The sequence below is a fragment of the Marinobacter sp. tcs-11 genome, assembly GCF_002049515.1.
In the GTDB taxonomy this organism is placed as follows: Bacteria; Pseudomonadota; Gammaproteobacteria; order Pseudomonadales; family Oleiphilaceae; genus Marinobacter; species Marinobacter nauticus.
In genome coordinates this window covers 43,975-62,382 of the sequence record NZ_LLYU01000021.1, presented here as the reverse complement: position 1 = coordinate 62,382, position 18,408 = coordinate 43,975, and the positions used below count along the sequence as shown (strand labels likewise).

General features: G+C 59.2%; 15 protein-coding genes. 8 read left to right on the top strand and 7 right to left on the bottom strand.

Features of this window, described 5'->3' with window-relative positions; genetic code table 11:
- Positions 1-305 precede the first annotated feature (305 nt).
- From ARC85_RS16880 to astB, 6 genes are all read left to right on the top strand, one after another.
- Positions 306-1,769, top strand: coding sequence for an exonuclease domain-containing protein (locus tag ARC85_RS16880; protein WP_153740618.1), 1,464 nt, complete (start codon positions 306-308; stop codon positions 1,767-1,769).
- A 44-nt stretch (positions 1,770-1,813) separates the two neighbouring features.
- Positions 1,814-3,031 (top strand): aspartate aminotransferase family protein, encoded by a 1,218-nt coding sequence (locus tag ARC85_RS16875; RefSeq protein ID WP_153740575.1) that lies wholly within the window; start codon positions 1,814-1,816, stop codon positions 3,029-3,031.
- Between the two features lie 168 nt (positions 3,032-3,199).
- A complete protein-coding gene (locus ARC85_RS16870) occupies positions 3,200-4,216 on the top strand; it encodes an arginine N-succinyltransferase (protein WP_153740576.1) in 1,017 nt (338 codons plus the stop codon).
- 27 nt (positions 4,217-4,243) lie between these two features.
- Positions 4,244-5,329 carry an arginine N-succinyltransferase gene (astA, locus tag ARC85_RS16865; RefSeq protein ID WP_113879245.1) on the top strand — a complete coding sequence of 362 codons (1,086 nt, stop codon included), beginning with the start codon at positions 4,244-4,246 and terminating at the stop codon, positions 5,327-5,329.
- Complete coding sequence (gene astD / locus ARC85_RS16860) at positions 5,329-6,804, top strand: succinylglutamate-semialdehyde dehydrogenase (protein WP_153740577.1); 1,476 nt, start codon at positions 5,329-5,331, stop codon at positions 6,802-6,804. Before astA ends, astD begins: the two co-directional genes overlap by 1 nt.
- A gap of 14 nt (positions 6,805-6,818) precedes the next feature.
- Positions 6,819-8,159, top strand: a complete 1,341-nt coding sequence (gene astB, locus ARC85_RS16855; protein WP_153740578.1) for an N-succinylarginine dihydrolase — start codon at positions 6,819-6,821, stop codon at positions 8,157-8,159.
- An 11-nt stretch (positions 8,160-8,170) separates the two neighbouring features.
- Here the strand turns inward: astB and ARC85_RS16850 are convergent, their stop codons facing one another.
- Positions 8,171-8,815 carry a TetR/AcrR family transcriptional regulator gene (locus tag ARC85_RS16850; protein WP_153740579.1) on the bottom strand — a complete coding sequence of 215 codons (645 nt, stop codon included), beginning with the start codon at positions 8,813-8,815 and terminating at the stop codon, positions 8,171-8,173.
- A gap of 163 nt (positions 8,816-8,978) precedes the next feature.
- On the opposite strand from ARC85_RS16850, the gene ARC85_RS16845 reads away from it, so the two are divergent.
- Positions 8,979-10,070 carry an efflux RND transporter periplasmic adaptor subunit gene (locus ARC85_RS16845; protein WP_153740580.1) on the top strand — a complete coding sequence of 364 codons (1,092 nt, stop codon included), beginning with the start codon at positions 8,979-8,981 and terminating at the stop codon, positions 10,068-10,070.
- Positions 10,070-13,096 carry an efflux RND transporter permease subunit gene (locus tag ARC85_RS16840; RefSeq protein WP_286715576.1) on the top strand — a complete coding sequence of 1,009 codons (3,027 nt, stop codon included), beginning with the start codon at positions 10,070-10,072 and terminating at the stop codon, positions 13,094-13,096. The genes ARC85_RS16845 and ARC85_RS16840 overlap by 1 nt, the downstream gene beginning before the upstream one ends.
- A gap of 24 nt (positions 13,097-13,120) precedes the next feature.
- Here the strand turns inward: ARC85_RS16840 and ARC85_RS16835 are convergent, their stop codons facing one another.
- The 6 genes from ARC85_RS16835 to ARC85_RS16810 all read right to left on the bottom strand — a co-directional run bounded on the left by ARC85_RS16835 (position 13,121) and on the right by ARC85_RS16810 (position 18,276).
- Positions 13,121-14,179 (bottom strand): succinylglutamate desuccinylase, encoded by a 1,059-nt coding sequence (locus tag ARC85_RS16835; protein ID WP_286715573.1) that lies wholly within the window; start codon positions 14,177-14,179, stop codon positions 13,121-13,123.
- Between the two features lie 171 nt (positions 14,180-14,350).
- Positions 14,351-15,073: an ABC transporter permease gene (locus tag ARC85_RS16830; RefSeq protein ID WP_014422561.1), complete on the bottom strand. Its 723-nt coding sequence runs from the start codon at positions 15,071-15,073 to the stop codon at positions 14,351-14,353.
- Between the two features lie 3 nt (positions 15,074-15,076).
- Positions 15,077-15,781, bottom strand: a complete 705-nt coding sequence (locus ARC85_RS16825; RefSeq protein WP_014422560.1) for an ABC transporter permease — start codon at positions 15,779-15,781, stop codon at positions 15,077-15,079.
- Positions 15,782-15,828: 47 nt separating this feature from the next.
- Positions 15,829-16,581 carry a transporter substrate-binding domain-containing protein gene (locus tag ARC85_RS16820; protein WP_023008671.1) on the bottom strand — a complete coding sequence of 251 codons (753 nt, stop codon included), beginning with the start codon at positions 16,579-16,581 and terminating at the stop codon, positions 15,829-15,831.
- A 106-nt stretch (positions 16,582-16,687) separates the two neighbouring features.
- Positions 16,688-17,458: an ABC transporter ATP-binding protein gene (locus ARC85_RS16815; RefSeq protein WP_153740585.1), complete on the bottom strand. Its 771-nt coding sequence runs from the start codon at positions 17,456-17,458 to the stop codon at positions 16,688-16,690.
- A 59-nt stretch (positions 17,459-17,517) separates the two neighbouring features.
- Positions 17,518-18,276: an FCD domain-containing protein gene (locus tag ARC85_RS16810; protein WP_153740586.1), complete on the bottom strand. Its 759-nt coding sequence runs from the start codon at positions 18,274-18,276 to the stop codon at positions 17,518-17,520.
- Positions 18,277-18,408: the final 132 nt, after the last annotated feature.

The following is an 18,408-nucleotide window of genomic DNA, read 5'->3' as shown; positions in this document are numbered from 1 at the left end:
TGCTGGAATTAGCGAAGGAAACATGCACCAGCAGTAGGTGAAGCATCAACCAGATAATCCGATGAGATGCCGGTCTGTCTCACTCTCATGCAAAGGTAAGATCAACCATTTAATCCGCTTACCCTTAATTTGTTGCTTTGCATTGTTGTTGTCTCCACACGTTTATTGTTGTTGGACCCACAGACAAAGTAGTTACGAATCTATGACAATTCAAACAGAATCGGTGATTATTTAGACGAATGACTATAGGCCTTCGATTCAGTCATGGTGGCATCCGGAGGAGTACTTTGGTCGTAATGGGCAAGATGATTTTCAAACACGAGATGCTATCTGAACCTACGTTTGCCTTCGTCGATATTGAAACCACCGGCGGCAATGCCCAGCGGGATCGGATCACCGAAATTGGTATCCGCTTCTGGCGTAACGGGGTCGTTGTGGGGGAATGGCAAACGCTCCTGAACCCGGAAGCCCGGATCTCCGGGTTCATCGAACGACTGACGGGTATCTCCAATGCCATGGTGGCGAGTGCCCCTCGTTTTGAGACCATTGCCGACGAGCTGGAGCGGCACCTGGACGGGTGCATTTTTGTCGCCCACAACGCACGCTTTGATTACGGTTTTATCAAGAGTGAATTCCGCAGATTGGGGCGACTGTTCAGTGCCCGGGTGCTTTGCACCGTTCGACTTTCCCGGGCGCTCTATCCGGAGGCCGAACGCCACAACATGGATGCGCTGATCGCCCGGCACGGATTACCCGCTGTTGAGCGCCACCGGGCCATGGGCGATGTCACTGCCATGCTGGCGTTCTTTGAACACACCTTGCTTGAGCAGGGCGAAGACACCGTTGGTGCCACCATCAACCGCCTGCTCCAGCGCCCCAGCACACCCTCCAACGTACCCGCGGAAATGCTCGCTGATTTGCCGGCGGGGCCCGGTGTGTACCGGTTTTATGGAGATAACGATGTGCTGCTGTACGTGGGCAAAAGCACCAATATTCGCCAGCGGGTGGCCTCGCATTTTTCCGGTGATCATCAGAGCAGCCGTGGAATCCGGCTGTCCGAAAGCCTGCGCCGGGTGGAATACACCGAAACTGCCGGAGAGCTAGGTGCCCTGTTGCTGGAACTCAAACAGATAAAGACCCTGAGCCCGCTGTTCAACCGTCGCTCACGGGCGGCGAAAAGCCTGGTCAGCATCGCCCTGCACCCGGACAACTCCGGCTACCTGAATGCCGAGTTGGCCAGAACCATCACGCCGGATCAACTGGGAGATTACTTCGGCCTGTTTCGCAGCAAGCGGGACGCGTTAAGTGCGTTACGGGGCATCGCCAGCAAAAACGACCTGTGCGGAAAACTCCTGGGACTGGAGCCGGCAACCCCGGGACCATGCTTTCAACGATCCCTGGGGCGGTGCAAAGGTGCCTGTGAAGGCGCGGAAGACGTCACCCGGTTCAACCTGCGCATGCAGATCGCCTTTCATAATCTGCGTCTGAAAACCTGGCCCTGGCCCGGCCCAGTTGCCCTGGCCGAAGAAAACCCGGAAAACGGACGCACGGACTGGCTGATCATCTGGAACTGGATTCATATAGAAACGCTGCGCAGCGACCAGCACACCGAGGCCGATCTGCACGACTATCAGCCCGGCGAAGACCCGGTCACCTTTGATCTGGATTCCTACAAGCTGCTCATTAAAGCGCTCCTGGGGAAAGATCGAAACCACCATCGCATCATCGAGTTACATGCTATAACACAACCGGCTGTTCTTATGCCCTGAGTGGCGTATTATGGGGAGGAATTCATCCACTCAGAGAGAGATCCATGAACAGAGAACCTGTCTCCCGCGAACTTTTTGATGAAGTCATGGTGCCCAACTACGCCCCCGGAACCATTATCCCGGTGCGAGGCGAAGGCTCCCGCGTGTGGGATCAGGAAGGCCGAGAGTTCGTGGATTTGCAGGGTGGTATTGCCGTCACCAGCCTGGGCCACGCCCATCCGGGGCTATTGGGTGCGTTACAGGAACAGTCAGAAAAAATCTGGCACCTGTCGAACGTCATGACCAACGAGCCTGCCCTGCGGCTGGCCAAAACCCTGTGTGACCTCACCTTCGCCGAGCGGGTGTTCTTTGCAAACTCCGGCGCTGAAGCCAACGAAGCTGCCTTCAAACTGGCCCGTCGCTACGCCTGGGAACACTACGGTCCGGAAAAACACGAGATCATTTCGTTCAAGAATTCCTTCCACGGCCGCACCCTGTTCACCGTCAGTGTGGGTGGCCAGCCCAAATACCTGGAAGGCTTTGAACCGGCCCCCGGCGGCATCCATCACGCCGAATTCAATAACCTGGACTCAGTGAAAGCGCTGATCTCCAAAGAGAAGACCTGCGCTGTCGTGGTCGAGCCCGTCCAGGGTGAAGGCGGCGTCATGCCGGCAGATCCCGAATTCCTGCAAGGGCTGCGAGAGCTCTGCGACGAACACAACGCCCTGCTGGTCTTCGACGAAGTCCAAAGCGGCGTAGGCCGCACCGGCTACCTGTACGCCTACGAAATGTACGGCGTAACACCGGACATCCTCTCCAGCGCCAAAGGCCTGGGCGGCGGCTTCCCGGTTGCCGCCATGCTGACCACCGCCAAAGTCGCGGCCAGCCTGGGCGTAGGCACCCACGGCAGCACCTACGGCGGCAACGCGTTGGCTTGCGCCGTGGCCCAGAAAGTCATCGACACCGTCAGCCAGCCGGAAATCCTCAAGGGCGTCAAAGCCCGCTCCGAAAAACTGCGCAAAGGCATGATGGACATCGGCGAACGCTACGGCGTGTTCTCCGAAGTTCGCGGTGCTGGTCTACTCTTGGGTTGTGTACTGACCGAACAATGGCAGGGCAAGGCCAAAGACTTCCTGAACGCCGGTCTGGATGAGGGCGTGATGGTCCTGGTAGCCGGAGCCAATGTGGTGCGGCTGGCGCCTTCGCTGATCATTCCGGAAACGGATATTGAAGAAGCGCTGGAAAGGTTTGAAGCTGCAGTGAAGAAGATCACGGCTAAGTAAAATGTAGCCCCTGGGGCTGGGTTCCCCTTCCGGAAATTTCGGAGGCCATGGATGGCCGGAGAGAAGCGCACAGGGATGTGCTTGTAGCGGTTTCCGGAAGGGGAACCCAGTTCCAGGGGCGGGCGAGCCTGCTCCAAAAATCCTGATGGTTCGATAGAGGAGCGCACCATGTGGCGAGTCAGACCAGCCAAACTGGATGACCTGCAACAAATCCTGGACATAGCCGGCGCCCAAACCGCCAGGCTCTCGTCCACCCTGCCCAAAACCGAAGAAACCCTGGCCCGGAAAATTCAACACTCCCGGGACTCCCTGGCCGACAACGCCCCCGAAGGCACTCCGCGCCGCTTTCTGTTCGTACTCGAAAACACCGAAACCGGCGAAATCGCCGGCACCGCAGGTATCGACAGCCGCGCCGGCAACGGCCACCCGTTTTACAATTACCGGCGTGACTACCTCATCCACGCCTCCCACGAACTCAACGTCTCGCGCCGCGTCGAAGTCCTGTACCCGAGCCACGCCCTGACCGACCTGACACTGCTGTGCTCCTTCACCCTGAAAGAACAACACCGCAACACCCCGGTATTCGAGCTGCTATCCCGGGCCAGAATGATGTTCATTGCCAGCCACCGGGAATGGTTCACCAACCGAACGGTGGTTGAAATCCAGGGCGTACAGCACGAAAACGGCAGCGTGCCCTTCTGGGACAGCCTGGGGCGACATTTCTTCAATATGGACTTTGAAACCGCCGATCAATATTCCGGCCAGCTCAGCAAAACCTTTATTGCCGAACTCATGCCGCCGAACCCGGTGTACGTCACCCTGCTCAGTACCGAGGCTCAGGAAGCCCTCGGCCAACCACACCCGCTGACCGAACCCAACTATCAGCTACTCCAGCGCGAAGGTTTTCAGCCCGGATGCTACGTCGATATCTTTGACGGCGGACCAGTGATGGAAGTGCGCACCGACAGCCTGAAAACCCTGGTGACCAGTCAGCCCAAAACACTGCACGGCAGCCACCAGAACGATGGTGAAACCTGCCTGATCAGCGCCGGCGAAGGTGAGCACTTCCGCTGCCTGTTGACCCCGGTGGCAGAAACGTTGGCGGATGATGTAAAAGTGCCGGTGAGCACCTGGCATGGCCTGCAAAGCAGCGCCGGCGACCCGGTAAGGATTTCACCGTTATGAGCATGCAAATACAGGGGAGGGCGTAAGATGCTGGTGATCCGCCCGCTTCAGTCTGACGATCTGGAAGACCTCTATGCCATGGCGCAGAAGGCCGGCAAAGGCCTGACCACATTGCCCGCCGACCGGGAACTGCTTCAGCGCAAGATTGATCGCGCCCGTGAATCCTTCAATCAACGCTGTGCGCCGGAAGCGGCCCTGTACCTGTTTGCGCTGGAAGATATTCAGGCCAGGAAGACCGTTGGCATCAGTGGCATCGAGGCCCGGGTTGGCCTGGAAGAAGTGTTCTACAATTACCGGCTGAGTGTCACGGTCAATGCATCGAAAGAGCTGGGTGTGCATGTGCGCACGCCCACGCTGAACCTGTCCAACGACATGACCGACACCACCGAAATCTGCTCGCTGCTGCTTTCCGACGAGTATCAGGGCGGCGGCAATGGCCTGTTGTTATCCCGCTGTCGTTTTATGTTCCTGGACGATTTTCGCAAACGCTTTTCCGACAAAGTGTTCGCGGAAATGCGTGGAGTCTCGGACAAAGACGGTAAAAGCCCCCTGTGGGATGCCCTGGGCAGCAAGTTTTTTGACATGGAGTTCAGCCAGGCCGATATGCTCTCCGGGCTTGGCAATAAATCCTTCATTGCGGAACTGATGCCGAAATACCCCATCTACCTGCCGATGTTGCCAGACGCTGCGCGGGCGGTCGTTGGCATGGTGCACGACAATACCCGGCCGGCGCTGAAGATGCTGCAGGCCGAAGGTTTCAACTTCAACGGCATGGTGGATATTTTCGATGGCGGGCCTGTGGTTGAAGCCTTTGTCCATAACATTCGTACGGTGCGGGAAGCGGTCAACCGGCATGCCATGGTAGTTAATCACAGCATGGATCTGGATGTGCCGGCAGAGCAACGGGTGATGATCTCGAACCGGTCGTTCCGGGACTTTCGGGTAACCACCATACCCATGAACTGCATCGGGCCCGACACTGTCAAAATTCCTAGAGTGCTGGCCGAGGCTCTTTTAGTGGAGTCGGGTGATCCGGTGCGTATTGCCCCCTTGAAGGAGGGTGCTTTGTCGCCGATCCGGCCAAACAATTCCGAACCGGGAGGTGGTAAATAATGGCAAACCTGACAGGCAATGTTTACATCGACGGGCTCTGGCTGCAAGGCCACGGAGCGCCCTTTGAATCGGTGCAGCCGGTAACAGGTGAAACGGTCTGGGATGGCAATGCCGCCAGTCTCGAAGATGTGGACGCAGCGGTTCGGGAAGCTCGAAAGGCGTTTCTGGCGTGGCGCCGGAAAAGTCTCGCAGAACGCCAGGCGGTGATTGAGGCCTTCGGCGAACTGCTTGAGGCCAACAAGGAAGAAATGGCCCATCAGATCGGCCTGGAAACAGGAAAGCCTCTCTGGGAGTCCCGCACCGAAGTGGCGGCCATGATGGGTAAAATTCCGATCTCCGTGAAAGCCTACAACGAGCGTACGGGGCACACCGAATCCGACGTGGCCGGTGGGCATGCGGTATTACGCCATCGCCCCCATGGCGTGGTCGCCGTGTTTGGCCCCTATAATTTCCCGGGCCATCTGCCCAACGGGCACATTGTGCCGGCCTTGCTGGCCGGCAATACCGTGGTGTTCAAACCCAGTGAACTGACCCCGGGGGTGGCGGAACTCACCGTCAGGCTCTGGGAAAAAGCCGGTCTGCCGGATGGGGTGATCAATCTGGTTCAGGGCGGTTCCGATACCGGCAAGTGCCTGGCCCGGCACCCGCTGATTGACGGTTTGTTCTTTACCGGCAGTTCCACTGTCGGGCACCTGCTGCACGAACAGTTCGGCGGCCAGCCGGAGAAAATCCTGGCGCTGGAGATGGGCGGTAATAACCCTCTGATCGTTCAAAATGTGTCAGACCTGGATGGCGCCGTGCACCACGCACTGCAGTCCGCGTTCCTTTCGGCCGGACAGCGCTGTACCTGTGCTCGCCGGCTACTGGTGCCCAAAGGCAAGAAGGGTGATGAATTCCTGGCACGGCTGGTGGAAGTGGCGGCCCGCATCACCGTGGCGGAATTCGATGCTGACCCGCAGCCGTTTATGGGCTCGGTGATTTCTGCCGATGCGGCAGACCAGCTACTCAAGGCTCAGGCTGCGATGCTGGAGAAGGGTGCGACCTCGTTGCTGGAAATGAAACAGCTCAAGCCCGATACAGGTCTGTTGTCGCCGGGAATTGTGGATGCGACCGGGATAGAGCTGGAAGATCAGGAGTTTTTCGGCCCGCTGCTGACGGTGTACCGCTACAAAGGCTTCGATGAGGCCCTGGAGCTTGCCAACAACACTCGCTACGGCCTGTCTGCCGGCATCCTGAGCGATGACCGCAAACTCTATAATCGTCTGGTGGAGGAAGTGCGCGCCGGTATTGTGAACTGGAATCGGCCACTTACCGGGGCCAGCAGTGCTGCACCGTTCGGTGGTGTCGGCGCCAGCGGTAACCATCGTGCCAGTGCCTATTACGCGGCCGATTACTGCGCCTGGCCGATGGCCTCTCTGGAAGCCGGCAAGAGTGAGCTGCCGGATAGCCTAGCCCCGGGCCTGAATTTTGACTGACAGGAACAGCTGCCATGGTTAAACATGCGGTAGAAGCAAACTTCGATGGCCTGGTGGGTCCGACCCATAACTACGCCGGGCTGTCATGGGGCAATGTGGCCTCAAAATCCAACGTCAATGCGGTGGCCAACCCCAGAGAGGCGGCACTCCAGGGACTCGAGAAGATGAAGCGGCTGGCGGACCGGGGCTATGTGCAGGGCATTCTGCCACCCCACGAGCGCCCGCACATTCCCACCCTCCGTGCGCTGGGCTTTGAGGGCAACGAGCGTCAGATTCTGGAAGCCGTAGCCAAGGCAGATCCCGCCATTCTGGCGGCGGTGTCGTCGGCGTCCTGCATGTGGACAGCGAACGCGGCTACCGTCTCTCCCAGTGCCGACACAGCCGATCACCGGGTGCACTTCACCCCGGCCAATCTCAGTGCCAAGTTCCACCGCTCCATTGAACACCAGGTCACGGGTCGTTCGCTGAAAGCGATTTTTGGTGACGAAAGCTACTTTGCCCATCATCCGGCGCTGCCGTCGGTCAGTCATTTTGGCGATGAGGGGGCGGCTAATCACACCCGCTTGTGCAGTCGCTACGGGGAGCCGGGCGTTGAGCTGTTTGTGTATGGCCAGGTCGCGTTCAATGAATCCGCTCCGGCGCCAGGCAAGTACCCGGCGCGCCAGACCCTCGAAGCGTCACGCGCCATTGCCCGCCTGCATGGCCTTACCGATCACCGTGCCGTGTTTGCCCAGCAGAATCCGGCGGCTATCGATGCCGGCGTGTTTCACAACGATGTGATTGCGGTCGGTAATGGCAATTGCCTGTTCTATCACGAGCAGGCTTTTCTTGATGAGGCCCGGGTACTGGCAGACATCCAGGAACGCCTGACCGGTGCCAAGCTGGAAGCCGTGCGTGTTTCATCAGCGCAGGTGCCCATCGAAGATGCGGTGGCCTCCTATCTGTTCAACAGTCAGTTGTTGAACACTGCCGATGGTATGCTGCTGGCTGTACCGGGTGAGTGCCGCGAAGTGGCCTCGGTCAGCCGGTATCTGGATGAACTGGTGAAAGCCGACACGCCGATCACCGCGGTGGAAGTGTTTGGTGTCAAACAGTCCATGCGCAATGGTGGCGGGCCTGCGTGTCTGCGCTTGCGGGTGGTGCTCAACGACGACGAGCTTCACGCTATCAACCGGGGTGTGATCCTGACCGATGCGCTCTATGAGCGACTGACCTCCTGGGTTGAGGCCCACTACCGCGACCAGCTCAGCCAGCAGGACCTGGCCGACCCGATGTTACTGGAGGAAGTGCGCAAGGCGCTGGATGAACTGACCGGTATTCTTGGCCTCGGCAGCATCTACGATTTTCAGTTGTAAGGCTGGTCAGCTCAGCGTACCGGCTCGCTGGAGATAGAGCGGGTCAGCATATCCATGGTGTGACGAATGAGTGCTTCGGAAGGAAACTCCCCGGCCTCGGTGGATTCCGCCTGGCACAGCATGATCACGCCATGCAGGGCGCCGCGCAGGTAAAGCGCGGTTTGCGCTGGCGACTGGATACGGTCGCGGCTGATGGTGCCGTCTTCCAGGCCAAGATGAATCGCCGCTTCCATCAGCACCATCAGTTCGTTCTTTGAACACAGCATCTCCCTGGCCTGGTCTTCTTCCGCATCGGCGATGGCGGTGGAAGCCTTGGTCAGGGCGGTGAAGTAGTCCGGAGCTTCCACAAAGAAATGGTAGTAAGCCTCTCCCATGGCCCGGATCTTCCCGAGCCCGGTATCGGTTGCCTGCATCGCCCGCTCAAACCGGGTCACCAGATCCTGCCCGGCCCGCAGCATGATGCCTCGCTGGATGGCGGCCTTATCCTTGAAATAGACATAGAGCAGAGCCCGGCTCAGGCTGGCTGTGCGCGCAATGTCGTCCATGGAGGTGCGGTCGTAGCCCTTTTCTGAGAACACCAGTTCGGCGGCGTCCAGAATGGCGTCGTACCTGGCCTGTTTTTCCCGTTCCCGTCGTGACTTCAGCGGTTCATTCATTGTGATCCCGAGCTTTCCGGCTTTGGCTGCATGATAACTGAAAACCGATGAAAGCCGATTATTGACAATTTGTCAAAGAGTGACATGATGTCGGAAACAATGGGCAACCTCCGATGGACCGGGGGTCACAATCAACCTGTTCAGGGAAAGGGGCTGGAACACTATGTCTCTCACACTACGTCACTCTCCGTTTGTTCTGGCCAGTGCGCTGCTGGCCGTGCTGTCTGTCTCCGGCTGCCGCGGTGGCGGCGCCGAATCCGGCGAAAACGTTGAAAATACGCCGGTCGCCGTGCGGGTATCCGCTGTCACCGGTGGTCAGATGGAAGAAATTCCTCTGCGCTTTTCTGGCATTGTCCGTGCGGCCCAGCGGGCAACCCTGACATTTCAGGTCAGCGGGACGCTCAAGGAACGCCCGGTTGAGCTGGGGCAGACGGTAAAGCCCGGTGATGTGCTGGCGCGTCTGTACAATCCGGCGCTGGAACCGGCGCGGGATTCCGCGGCTGCCCGCCTGGAGGAACTGAGAACCCAGTTTGAACAGGCTCAGCGGGAGTGGGAACGCTCCAGCCGGTTGCATCAGCGAGGCGTGGTCTCGGAGCAGACTCTGGAACAGATTGCCGCCCGCCGGGATTCGCTGAGGGCAAGCATGGCGACGGCCGAAGCCTCACTGGCCGAAGCCACAAGGCTGCTTGAGGAAAGCGTTCTGAAGGCGCCCTTTGCCGGGCAGGTGGAAGCATTGCTGGTGGAGCGGGATGAGTTCGTGGGAGCCGGTCAGCCGGTCATGCGGTTGTCCTCGCCGCTGGGGCGGGAAGTGGAAGTGCGGGTACCCGCGCACTTGCTCGGTCATGTCCGGATTGGTCAGGAGCTACCGGTTTGGCTGGTGCAGGACCGCAACCGTGAACCTGCCACCGGCACTGTGGTGGAGATTGCCCAGGGCAGTTCCATCCGCGGGGAACTGCATCCGGTACTGGTCAGCCTGCCACCAAATTCCCTGTCCTCCGGTGAGCCGGTGGAAGTGGGCATTGCCCCGGTGCGGGAATCTGCCATTACCGTGCCCCTGCTGGCGGTCGTTCGCGACAGTACCGGCACCAGTGTGTTCCGGGTGCAAGACCAGGTAGCTCAGCGGGTTCCGGTACAGGTCGACCGGGTCATCGGTGAGCGCGTCATGGTGCACCCGGGTGCATTGAGCCCGGGAGATCAGGTGGTGTATGCCGGTATGACCCGGCTGGTGGATGGTGACACCGTGGAGGTGCGCTGATGACCCGCCGACTGCTTAACTGTCAACGCTTGCTGGGCATGGTGGTGACCATGCTCTGCCTGCTCGGTATTGCCGCCTACAGCACCATGCCCCGTCAGGAAGATCCGAGTTTCCCATACCGGGCCGGTATGATCACGGTGAGTTATCCCGGTGCCAGTGCCGAGGCGGTTGAGCGCCTGGTGCTTCAGCCGCTGACCGATGAATTGCGTCAGGTCGAAGAGCTGGACTGGAGCCAGGGCACCGCCAGAACCGGCGTGGCACTGGCCCGGCTGAAACTCCGGGACCGCATCTACGACACCGATTCGGCGTGGGATCGGGTTCGTCAGGCCATGGAGCGGGCGCGCCAGGATTTCCCCGATGATGTGGGCCTGATGGAGCTGGATGACCGTCTGATCGACATCCCGGCCGTGGTGCTGGCCGTGGGCGGTTCACCCTCAGTGACTGAGCTTTCGGAGGTGGCCGAACGCCTGAAACAGAACCTTCTGGATATCCCTGGCATCTCCCGCATTGAACTTGAAGGGGATGCCGACGAACAGATTACCCTGGCACTTGACGACGCCGCGCTGTATCGGCTGGGAGTTCCGCCCAAGCGGATACTCGACACCCTGGCCCGGCGCAACCAGACCATCCCCGGTGGCTTCGTGGTGGTGGAAGGCAAGCGCCTATCAGTATTGCCGAACACTGAGTTCACGGACATAGACGCGATTCGCGCGACGCCCATTGAGCTGCCAGATGGCTCCCAGGTGCCCCTGGCAGCGGCCGCAGAAGTCTGGCGTGGGCCGGCCGAGCCCCGGCAGCCAGAGACCTGGTTCGACGGCGAGCGGGTGGTGTTGCTGTCAATTATCATGGAAGAAGGTTCCACCGACGCCATCCGCTTTGGCGAGCGGATCCGGGAACGGCTGGACCAGGTGCGTCCAGACTTCGAGCCCTACCAGCTCCGCGAGATGTTTTTTCAGCCCGACAAGGTGTCTGACCGGCTGGATGACCTGGCCTGGAGCCTGGTGCTGTCGGTACTGATCATCGTGGCGGTGGTATTTACCGGCATGGGCATCCGCATGGGCCTGCTGGTGGCGTCCATCCTGCCCATGGTGGCCCTGATCAGCGTGGGGCTCTACGACTTAGGGGGTGGGGTGTTGCATCAGATTGCCGTTATCGGGATGGTCATTTCCCTGGGTATTCTGATCGACAACGCCATTGTTATTGTCGAAAACATACAGGGCCATCTGGATGAAGGCATACGCCGGCTGGATGCCCTGCGCAAGGCGGTCGGTGAACTGGCCGGGCCGTTGGGTGCGTCTACCGGCACCACACTTGCCGCGTTTGCGCCGTTGTTGATGGCCAAGGGCGGTGCCGCGGATTTCACCCGGGGCGTGCCGGTGATGATCATGCTCACCCTTTCCGTGAGCTATCTGCTGGCAATTTCTGCCGTGCCCCTGCTGGCGGCGCGTTTTCTGAAGCCCCGGAAAAATATTCACAAAGACCGGCTTATCGGCCTGGCCAGCTACCTCGGTGGCCTGGTGTATCGGCACCCGGGCCGGTTGATTACCGCCGGCGCCCTGCTGGTGGTGATCAGCCTTGGCATGACCCCGTTTATGGCCCAGCAGTTTTTCCCTAACGCCGACCGCCCTCGTGTCATCGTCGAGATGTACATGCCCGAAGGCACCGATCAGGCCCGAACCGCTGAAGTGGCCGCCGTTCTTGAACAGGCTATCCGGACGCGGCCCGAGGCACTGGAAGTGCACCGCTTTGTCGGCTTTACCGGGCCGTCGTTCTATTACAATCTTCAGCGCTCGCCACAGGCGCCTAACCGGGCAAGGCTGGTGGTTCGCACGCCGACGCTGGCCGATACCACCGACCTGGTGAAATGGATCCGCCACGAGGCCGCCCGGTCGCTACCGGAGCTGGATATCACCGCCGGGATTCTGGGGCAGGGGCCACCGCGGCCTGCGCCGGTGGAAGTCCGTGTCTTCCATCCGGACGACAACGCCCGCGCCCGAGCCACCGAGCAGGTCTATTCCATTCTCAGGGGTGTTGAGGGCACGGTGGATGTTCGCCATGATCTCGACATTGGTGTGCCCAGCATCGCCATCAATGTGGACGACGCCACCGCCGCTCGCTATGGCCTCACCCGAGCCGATGTTGCCCAGAGCCTGTATGGCCAGAGCTATGGCGCCGTGGCTGAGCGTTATCGCCAGGAGGACGACCCGATACCCATCGTGTTGCGCTCCCGCGAAGGCACGTCGCTGTCACTGTCTCGCCTGCTGTCTGTGAATACCTACAACGACCAGGGCGATGCCATTCCGCTATCGGCCGTGGCCACGGTGGAAACCACCTGGGAACCGGCGGCGGTTTACCTGCGCAACGGGGTACGGGTGAATACGGTCAGTGCCAATCTGGAGGAAGACTACAGCTTCAGCCAGGCGCTGGACGGCCTGTATGCGGGCCTGGAACAGAACCCGTTGCCGGCGGGCACGCGACTGGACATGGGAGGAGATGCCGAAGGTTCTGACCGTGCCAACTCAGCACTGCTGACCGCGGCCCCGATCGGCATGCTGCTGTTGCTGTTCTTCCTGCTGTTGCAGTTCAACTCCTTCCGGCGGGTGGGCATTATCCTGCTGACCGTACCGCTGGCAACTGTTGGCATTTTCCCGGGACTGGTTCTGTCCGGTTCGCCCTTCGGTTTTCAGTCGCTGCTGGGGGTAATTGCTCTGGTTGGTATCGTGGTGAACAACGCCATCGTCCTGCTGGACGTAATGGATCGGGAGCTGGAACGGGGCCGAGCCATTGCCGATGCGGTACGCACCGCTGTGGAACGCCGTACCCGGCCCATCCTGCTGACCACCGCAACCACCGTGGCCGGCCTGCTGCCGCTGGCGTTCTCCAGCTCCACCCTGTGGCCACCCATGGCCTGGGCCATCATCAGCGGTCTGCTGGCTTCGACGGTCCTGACTCTGCTGGTGATACCGTCAGTCTGCACCAAACTGATCAAACTGCCGGTGGGCGAACCCGAAAACGCGCCGGCCTGACCCGGGCGTCATGGACAGGGCTGCTCACACAGAGCCGGCCCTGTACACCTCCCTGGCTCGGATCATCAAACCCACCCGCTGGCCCACAGGCACCGCCCGGTTCGGAAACACCACCGCCTCCGGCGCGGTTCCGACCCGGTAGTCGTCCTGATCATCCTCCCAGATCACCGTACCAGGCTGATACTCCGTGAAGTTCGCCACATCGTCCGGAACATGAAACCGGAAAGACGGCCCGGTATTGAGCACCTCATGCACAACCTCAAACACCGTCAGATGATCAAATGGTGGCCGCACTGCCGGTGCCGCCTCGCCCCGGAAACGCCGGCGCAAGGCCCGCTCAATGCCTTGGAACCGTCGCAGATCATTCCGGCCAAACGGCTCCACCTTGCCCAGTTCAATGGTAAAACTCTCCGCCTTCAGCGTGCTGGCAGTGAACGATGAAAACACTGTCGATTCCTTATGCTGCAGCAACAGGGTCTCCACCTCTGCCTCCAGCAGGAACGCACACTGGCCTGCCGGAACCGACCGCCCCTCCACGAACGGGTACAGCGCAAAACGCTCCCGCTTCGACGGGCGAATAGCGGTATGCAGATCGTAATGGCTTAACGCCAGGCCCTGATGCGCCATCGCGAACTGCCGACACATCTCCTCCAGAAACCGAGCCCGCCGGCCCTCCGCAAGCCCGGAATATTCCGGTTTGCCATGGGCGCCATTGAACAACCGGTTCATGTTCACATCCAGAAACCGCTCACCCGCCACCATGGCCGGAGGGTTGCCCAGGATCAGCAGCAGCGGGCACGCCAGTGACCACTCCCCGGAAAACAACTCCGACACCAGCATGTTCAACACCTCAATCGGCGCCGTTTCATTGCCATGCACACCGGCAGAAATGATCAGGGCTTCCTGATTCGGGTTGGCCACCGCAGCCGGTGGCGTAAGCCAAAGAACCCCGTTGGCCTTGCGGGAGACCTGGGTGCCATCGGGCAGGGCGGTTTTGGTTTCGGGCAGATCAGCGGAAGCGTTGGCGAGGGTATGGCTAAGCCAGTCCGGATGGAAATCAAAAAGACGATTCGAAGCGTTCATCGATACCCCGCAAAAGGTTCGGGGTCAGCCGGCGGGAACGTCTTCCGGGAATGTCGAAGGCCAAGGATGGCCTTCGAGAAGCGCACATGGATGTGCTCGTAGCGGTTCCCGGAAGACGTTCCCGCCGGCTGGCCGTGCACCAGGATTGGATGATGGGTTGTAGGGCGCTGCTCAGGAATTAACCGGCCGCTGATGCCGCAAAAGATGGTTTTCCAGCTTGCGGAAAGCAAACACCAGAATAAACGTCAGCGCCATATAACAAAGCGCCACGAAAATAAACGCATCAAACGGCGCGTAAAACCGCGAATAAATGTTTCGTGCCGCCCCTGTCAGATCAACAATGGTGACCACACTGGCAATCGCACTGGCGTGCAGCATGAAAATCACCTCATTGGAATAAGCCTGAACCGCGCGACGCGCCGCGCTTGGCAGAATGATCCGGCGCATCCGCAGAAACCAGTTCATGCCATAGGCTTTCGCCGCCTCGATTTCACCATGGGGCGTAGACATAATCGCCCCCCGGATAATCTCCGTGGTGTAGGCTGCGGTATTCAGCGTGAAGGCCAGCAGGGCAGGATAAAGAGGTTCCCGGAAGATCTCCCACCAGAAAGTCTCCTGAATCCCCGGAATCTGCGCTACTCCATAATAGATAATGTACAGCTGGATCAGCAGCGGCGTGCCCCGGAACAGATAGGTGTAGATCCAGATTGGCCCGGACACCAGCGGATTCCGGACCGTACGCAGAATCGCCAGCGGAACCGCCACCACCAGGCCGATGACCAGCGACAGAAACACCAGGTGTACGGTCGTCACCAGACCGTCCCAGTACTCCATCAGCGTCATGGCCGTGAAAATTTCGTTCTTGTTCAACCACTCGGCAATGAAATCAGGCATCGTTTAATTCCCCTGAACCACGCCGACATTGGCTCGACGATCAAGCCACTTGATAAACAGCTCCGACCCCGCCGTCAGTGCCAGATACACGGCAGCCACTGGTACGAAGAAGTGGAAAGGCATGCGCTCCGCCTTGGCGGCTTCCTCCGCCACCCGCACCATATCGGTCAGGCCGATGATGGACACCAGTGCCGTGGTCTTGAGCAACACCTGCCAGTTATTGCCGATGCCCGGCAGGGCATGGCGCAACATCTGCGGGATCATCACCCGCCGGAAGGTATGCCAGCGGGAAAAACCATAGGCCTTGGCCGCCTCAATCTGACCGACATCCACTGCCAGAAAGGCGCCGCGAAAGGTTTCGGTCATATAGGCACCGAAAATCAGACCGATGGTCACCACGCCGGAAATGAAAGGATCAAACTGGAAGAAAAAGTCGATACCGCGGGTTTCCCACAGATAATCCGAAAGCATGTTCACCGCTACCTGGCCGCCATAATAGAACAACAGCATCATTACCAGGTCCGGAACCCCGCGAATCAGCGTGGTATAGGCGGTTGCGATGCCGGCGGCAACACGGCTGCCGGAGAGTTTTGCGCTGGCACCAACCAGGCCAAGCGCCAGGGCCAGGGCCAGAGACAGGAAGGCCAGCTCAATGGTGATGACCGCTCCTTCTGCGAGGGCCGGGCCATAGCCTTTCAGATCAAACATGGGAGTATCCGGTCAGCGGGGGCGACGTGGCGCCGCCCCCGTGGTCATTACATCTTGATATCGTAGTTAAAGTACTTCTTCATGATGGTGTCGTAGGTGCCATCTTCCTTCAACGTGCGCAGGGCGGCGTTTACTTCATCGGCCAGGTCGGCATCACGCTTGCGCATGGCAACGCCCACACCTTCACCCAGTTTCACAGGCTCGCCCACTTCCTTGAAGCCGTCTTTGGACAGAACAGTCTGCTCACCCACCGGATAGTCGACAAAGACCACGTCCAGGCGCTGCCCTTCAAGGTCCAGCACCATGTCATCAGCGGTGGTGTAGCGCTTGATTTCAACAATGCCACCCATGTTCTCTGTCACGTAGGTGTCCATGGTGGTACCGCGCTGAACACCGACAGTCTTGCCTTTCATGGCATCCATATCAGTGACGTCGGTGCTGAAATCGTTCGGGCCGAACCAGCCGCCCGGGGTATTGTAGTACGGCTCGGAGAAGAGCACGCGCTCTGCACGCTCCGGTGTAATCGACATGGAAGACATGATCAGATCAAACTTACGAGCCAGCAGGCCCGGAATCATGCCGTCCCATGCCTGGATGACGAATTCGCAGTTGGCGTTCATCTCTTCACACATGGCGTCGGCCAGTTCCACTTCAAAACCGGTCAGCTCACCGTTTTCGTCTTTGTATTCGAATGGCTCGTAGGGCACATCAAAAGCAATGCGCAGGTTTCTTTCCTGAGCCTGGGCCGTGCCGGCAACCAGGGCCAGGGCGCAACTTGCTGCAACAATCAGTTTTTTCATGTGTCACTTCTCCGGTAATTCGCCACAAAGGCTTTATTTTTTATGGAAGTTTCGGGAGCTATTCTTCAACGCCTCGTCCAACACCGATTCAAGATAGCACTGGTGTTCAGAACTTGGGAGCAAGAAATTGCTTCATACGCTCGGAATCCGGGTTGTCAAAAACCTTGTCCGGGGTTCCCTGCTCCTCAATCACGCCCTGATGCAAAAACAGGACCTGGCTCGACACATCCCTCGCAAACGCCATCTCGTGGGTGACCACGATCATGGTTCGGCCTTCCTCGGCCAGACTCTGCATAACTTTCAGGACCTCGCCCACCAGCTCCGGGTCCAGGGCCGAGGTTGGCTCATCAAACAGCATCACTTCGGGTTCCATGGCCAGCGCCCGGGCAATGGCCGCCCGCTGCTGCTGTCCGCCGGACATCTGGGCCGGGTAATAGTCCTTGCGTTCGTAGATGCCGACCTTGTTCAGGTAGGCCTCTGCGCGCTCAATCGCTTCTTTTTTCGGAATCTTCAGAACGTGAACCGGCGCTTCGATAATGTTCTCCAGCACCGTCATATGGGACCAGAGATTGAAGCCCTGGAAGACCATGGAGAGGCGAGCCCGGATCAGTTCCACCTGGCGGTTATCGGCGGGTACCCGTTCACCTTTTCGGTTTTCGGTGAACCGGATTGGGTCGCCGTGCACAATAATGTCACCGGAGGTGGGGGTTTCCAGCAGATTGATGCAGCGCAGAAAGGTACTCTTGCCGGAACCGGAACTGCCAATCAGGGAAACCACATCACCCTTACGGGTTTCCAGAGAGATGCCCTTGAGAACTTCCAGCTTGTTAAAGGTCTTGTGGATGTCCCTGCAAATAAGAGGCGCTGGTTCCGCCATGGCTGGCTCCTGAGACTGTCATACAAAGGCGCATGTTTTACGGACTGTTGCCGTGGAAATCAATACCGCTTTGTTGGGTTTTCGTGAAAGTTGTTGGACTCGAGTGAGACTCGAATGACCTCTGCCCCCTGGTTTTCCAGGCTTCTCAATGAATCCTGAACAAAACGTACGTGGGCCATGGCCACCTTGCGGGCGGTTGTGGCCTTGCCCGCCATAATGGCCTGATAGATCTGCTTGTGCTGCTTCATGATTAACTGGCGCATCTCCGCCCTTGGATTCAGGTTGGCAACGGAGGCATGCACGGTCAGCAGCATCATGTTTTTCAGACCATTGAGCACATGTACCAGTACCGGGTTATGAGATGCTTCAATTATAGCCTGGTGAAAACCGTGGTCGGGTTTGGCGTTGCTGAGCGGGTCGGTGTCTTCCAGGGCACGGTAGGCTTTGGTAATCCGGTGTAGATCACCTCGGGTGGCGCGCTGGGCTGCAAGTTCGGCCGCCTGGCCTTCCAGCTGTTCGCGCACTTCCAGCAGGTCATAAAGGGTGCGGGGGTGGCCGGCAAACAGGTGCATCAACGGGCTGTTGTCTTCCAGATCGTCTGTGTTCGGGACAATGCTGGCAACAAAAGATCCCCGTCCATGCTGGGTTTCGATGACGCCCCGCCCCTGGAGTTCATGCAATGCTTCACGAATGATGGCCCGGGAAACCCCCAGTCTGGTCGAAAGCTGGCGCTCCGAGGGTATCTTCTGCCCCGGTGCCAGGCCGCCGTCGAGAATCAGCCGCTCTAGCCTGAAGGAAATTTCCTGCGATATCCCCATGTTTTCTACCTGACGGGTCTTGCTGGTCAGACCAGTTGCTGTTGTTCAAGTGATCAGGAAGTCCTTCTCGAGTGTTGCCCTCCAGACCGCTAACTATGGCCTATAGCACCGAATTCGTCCATTTTGCCGCAA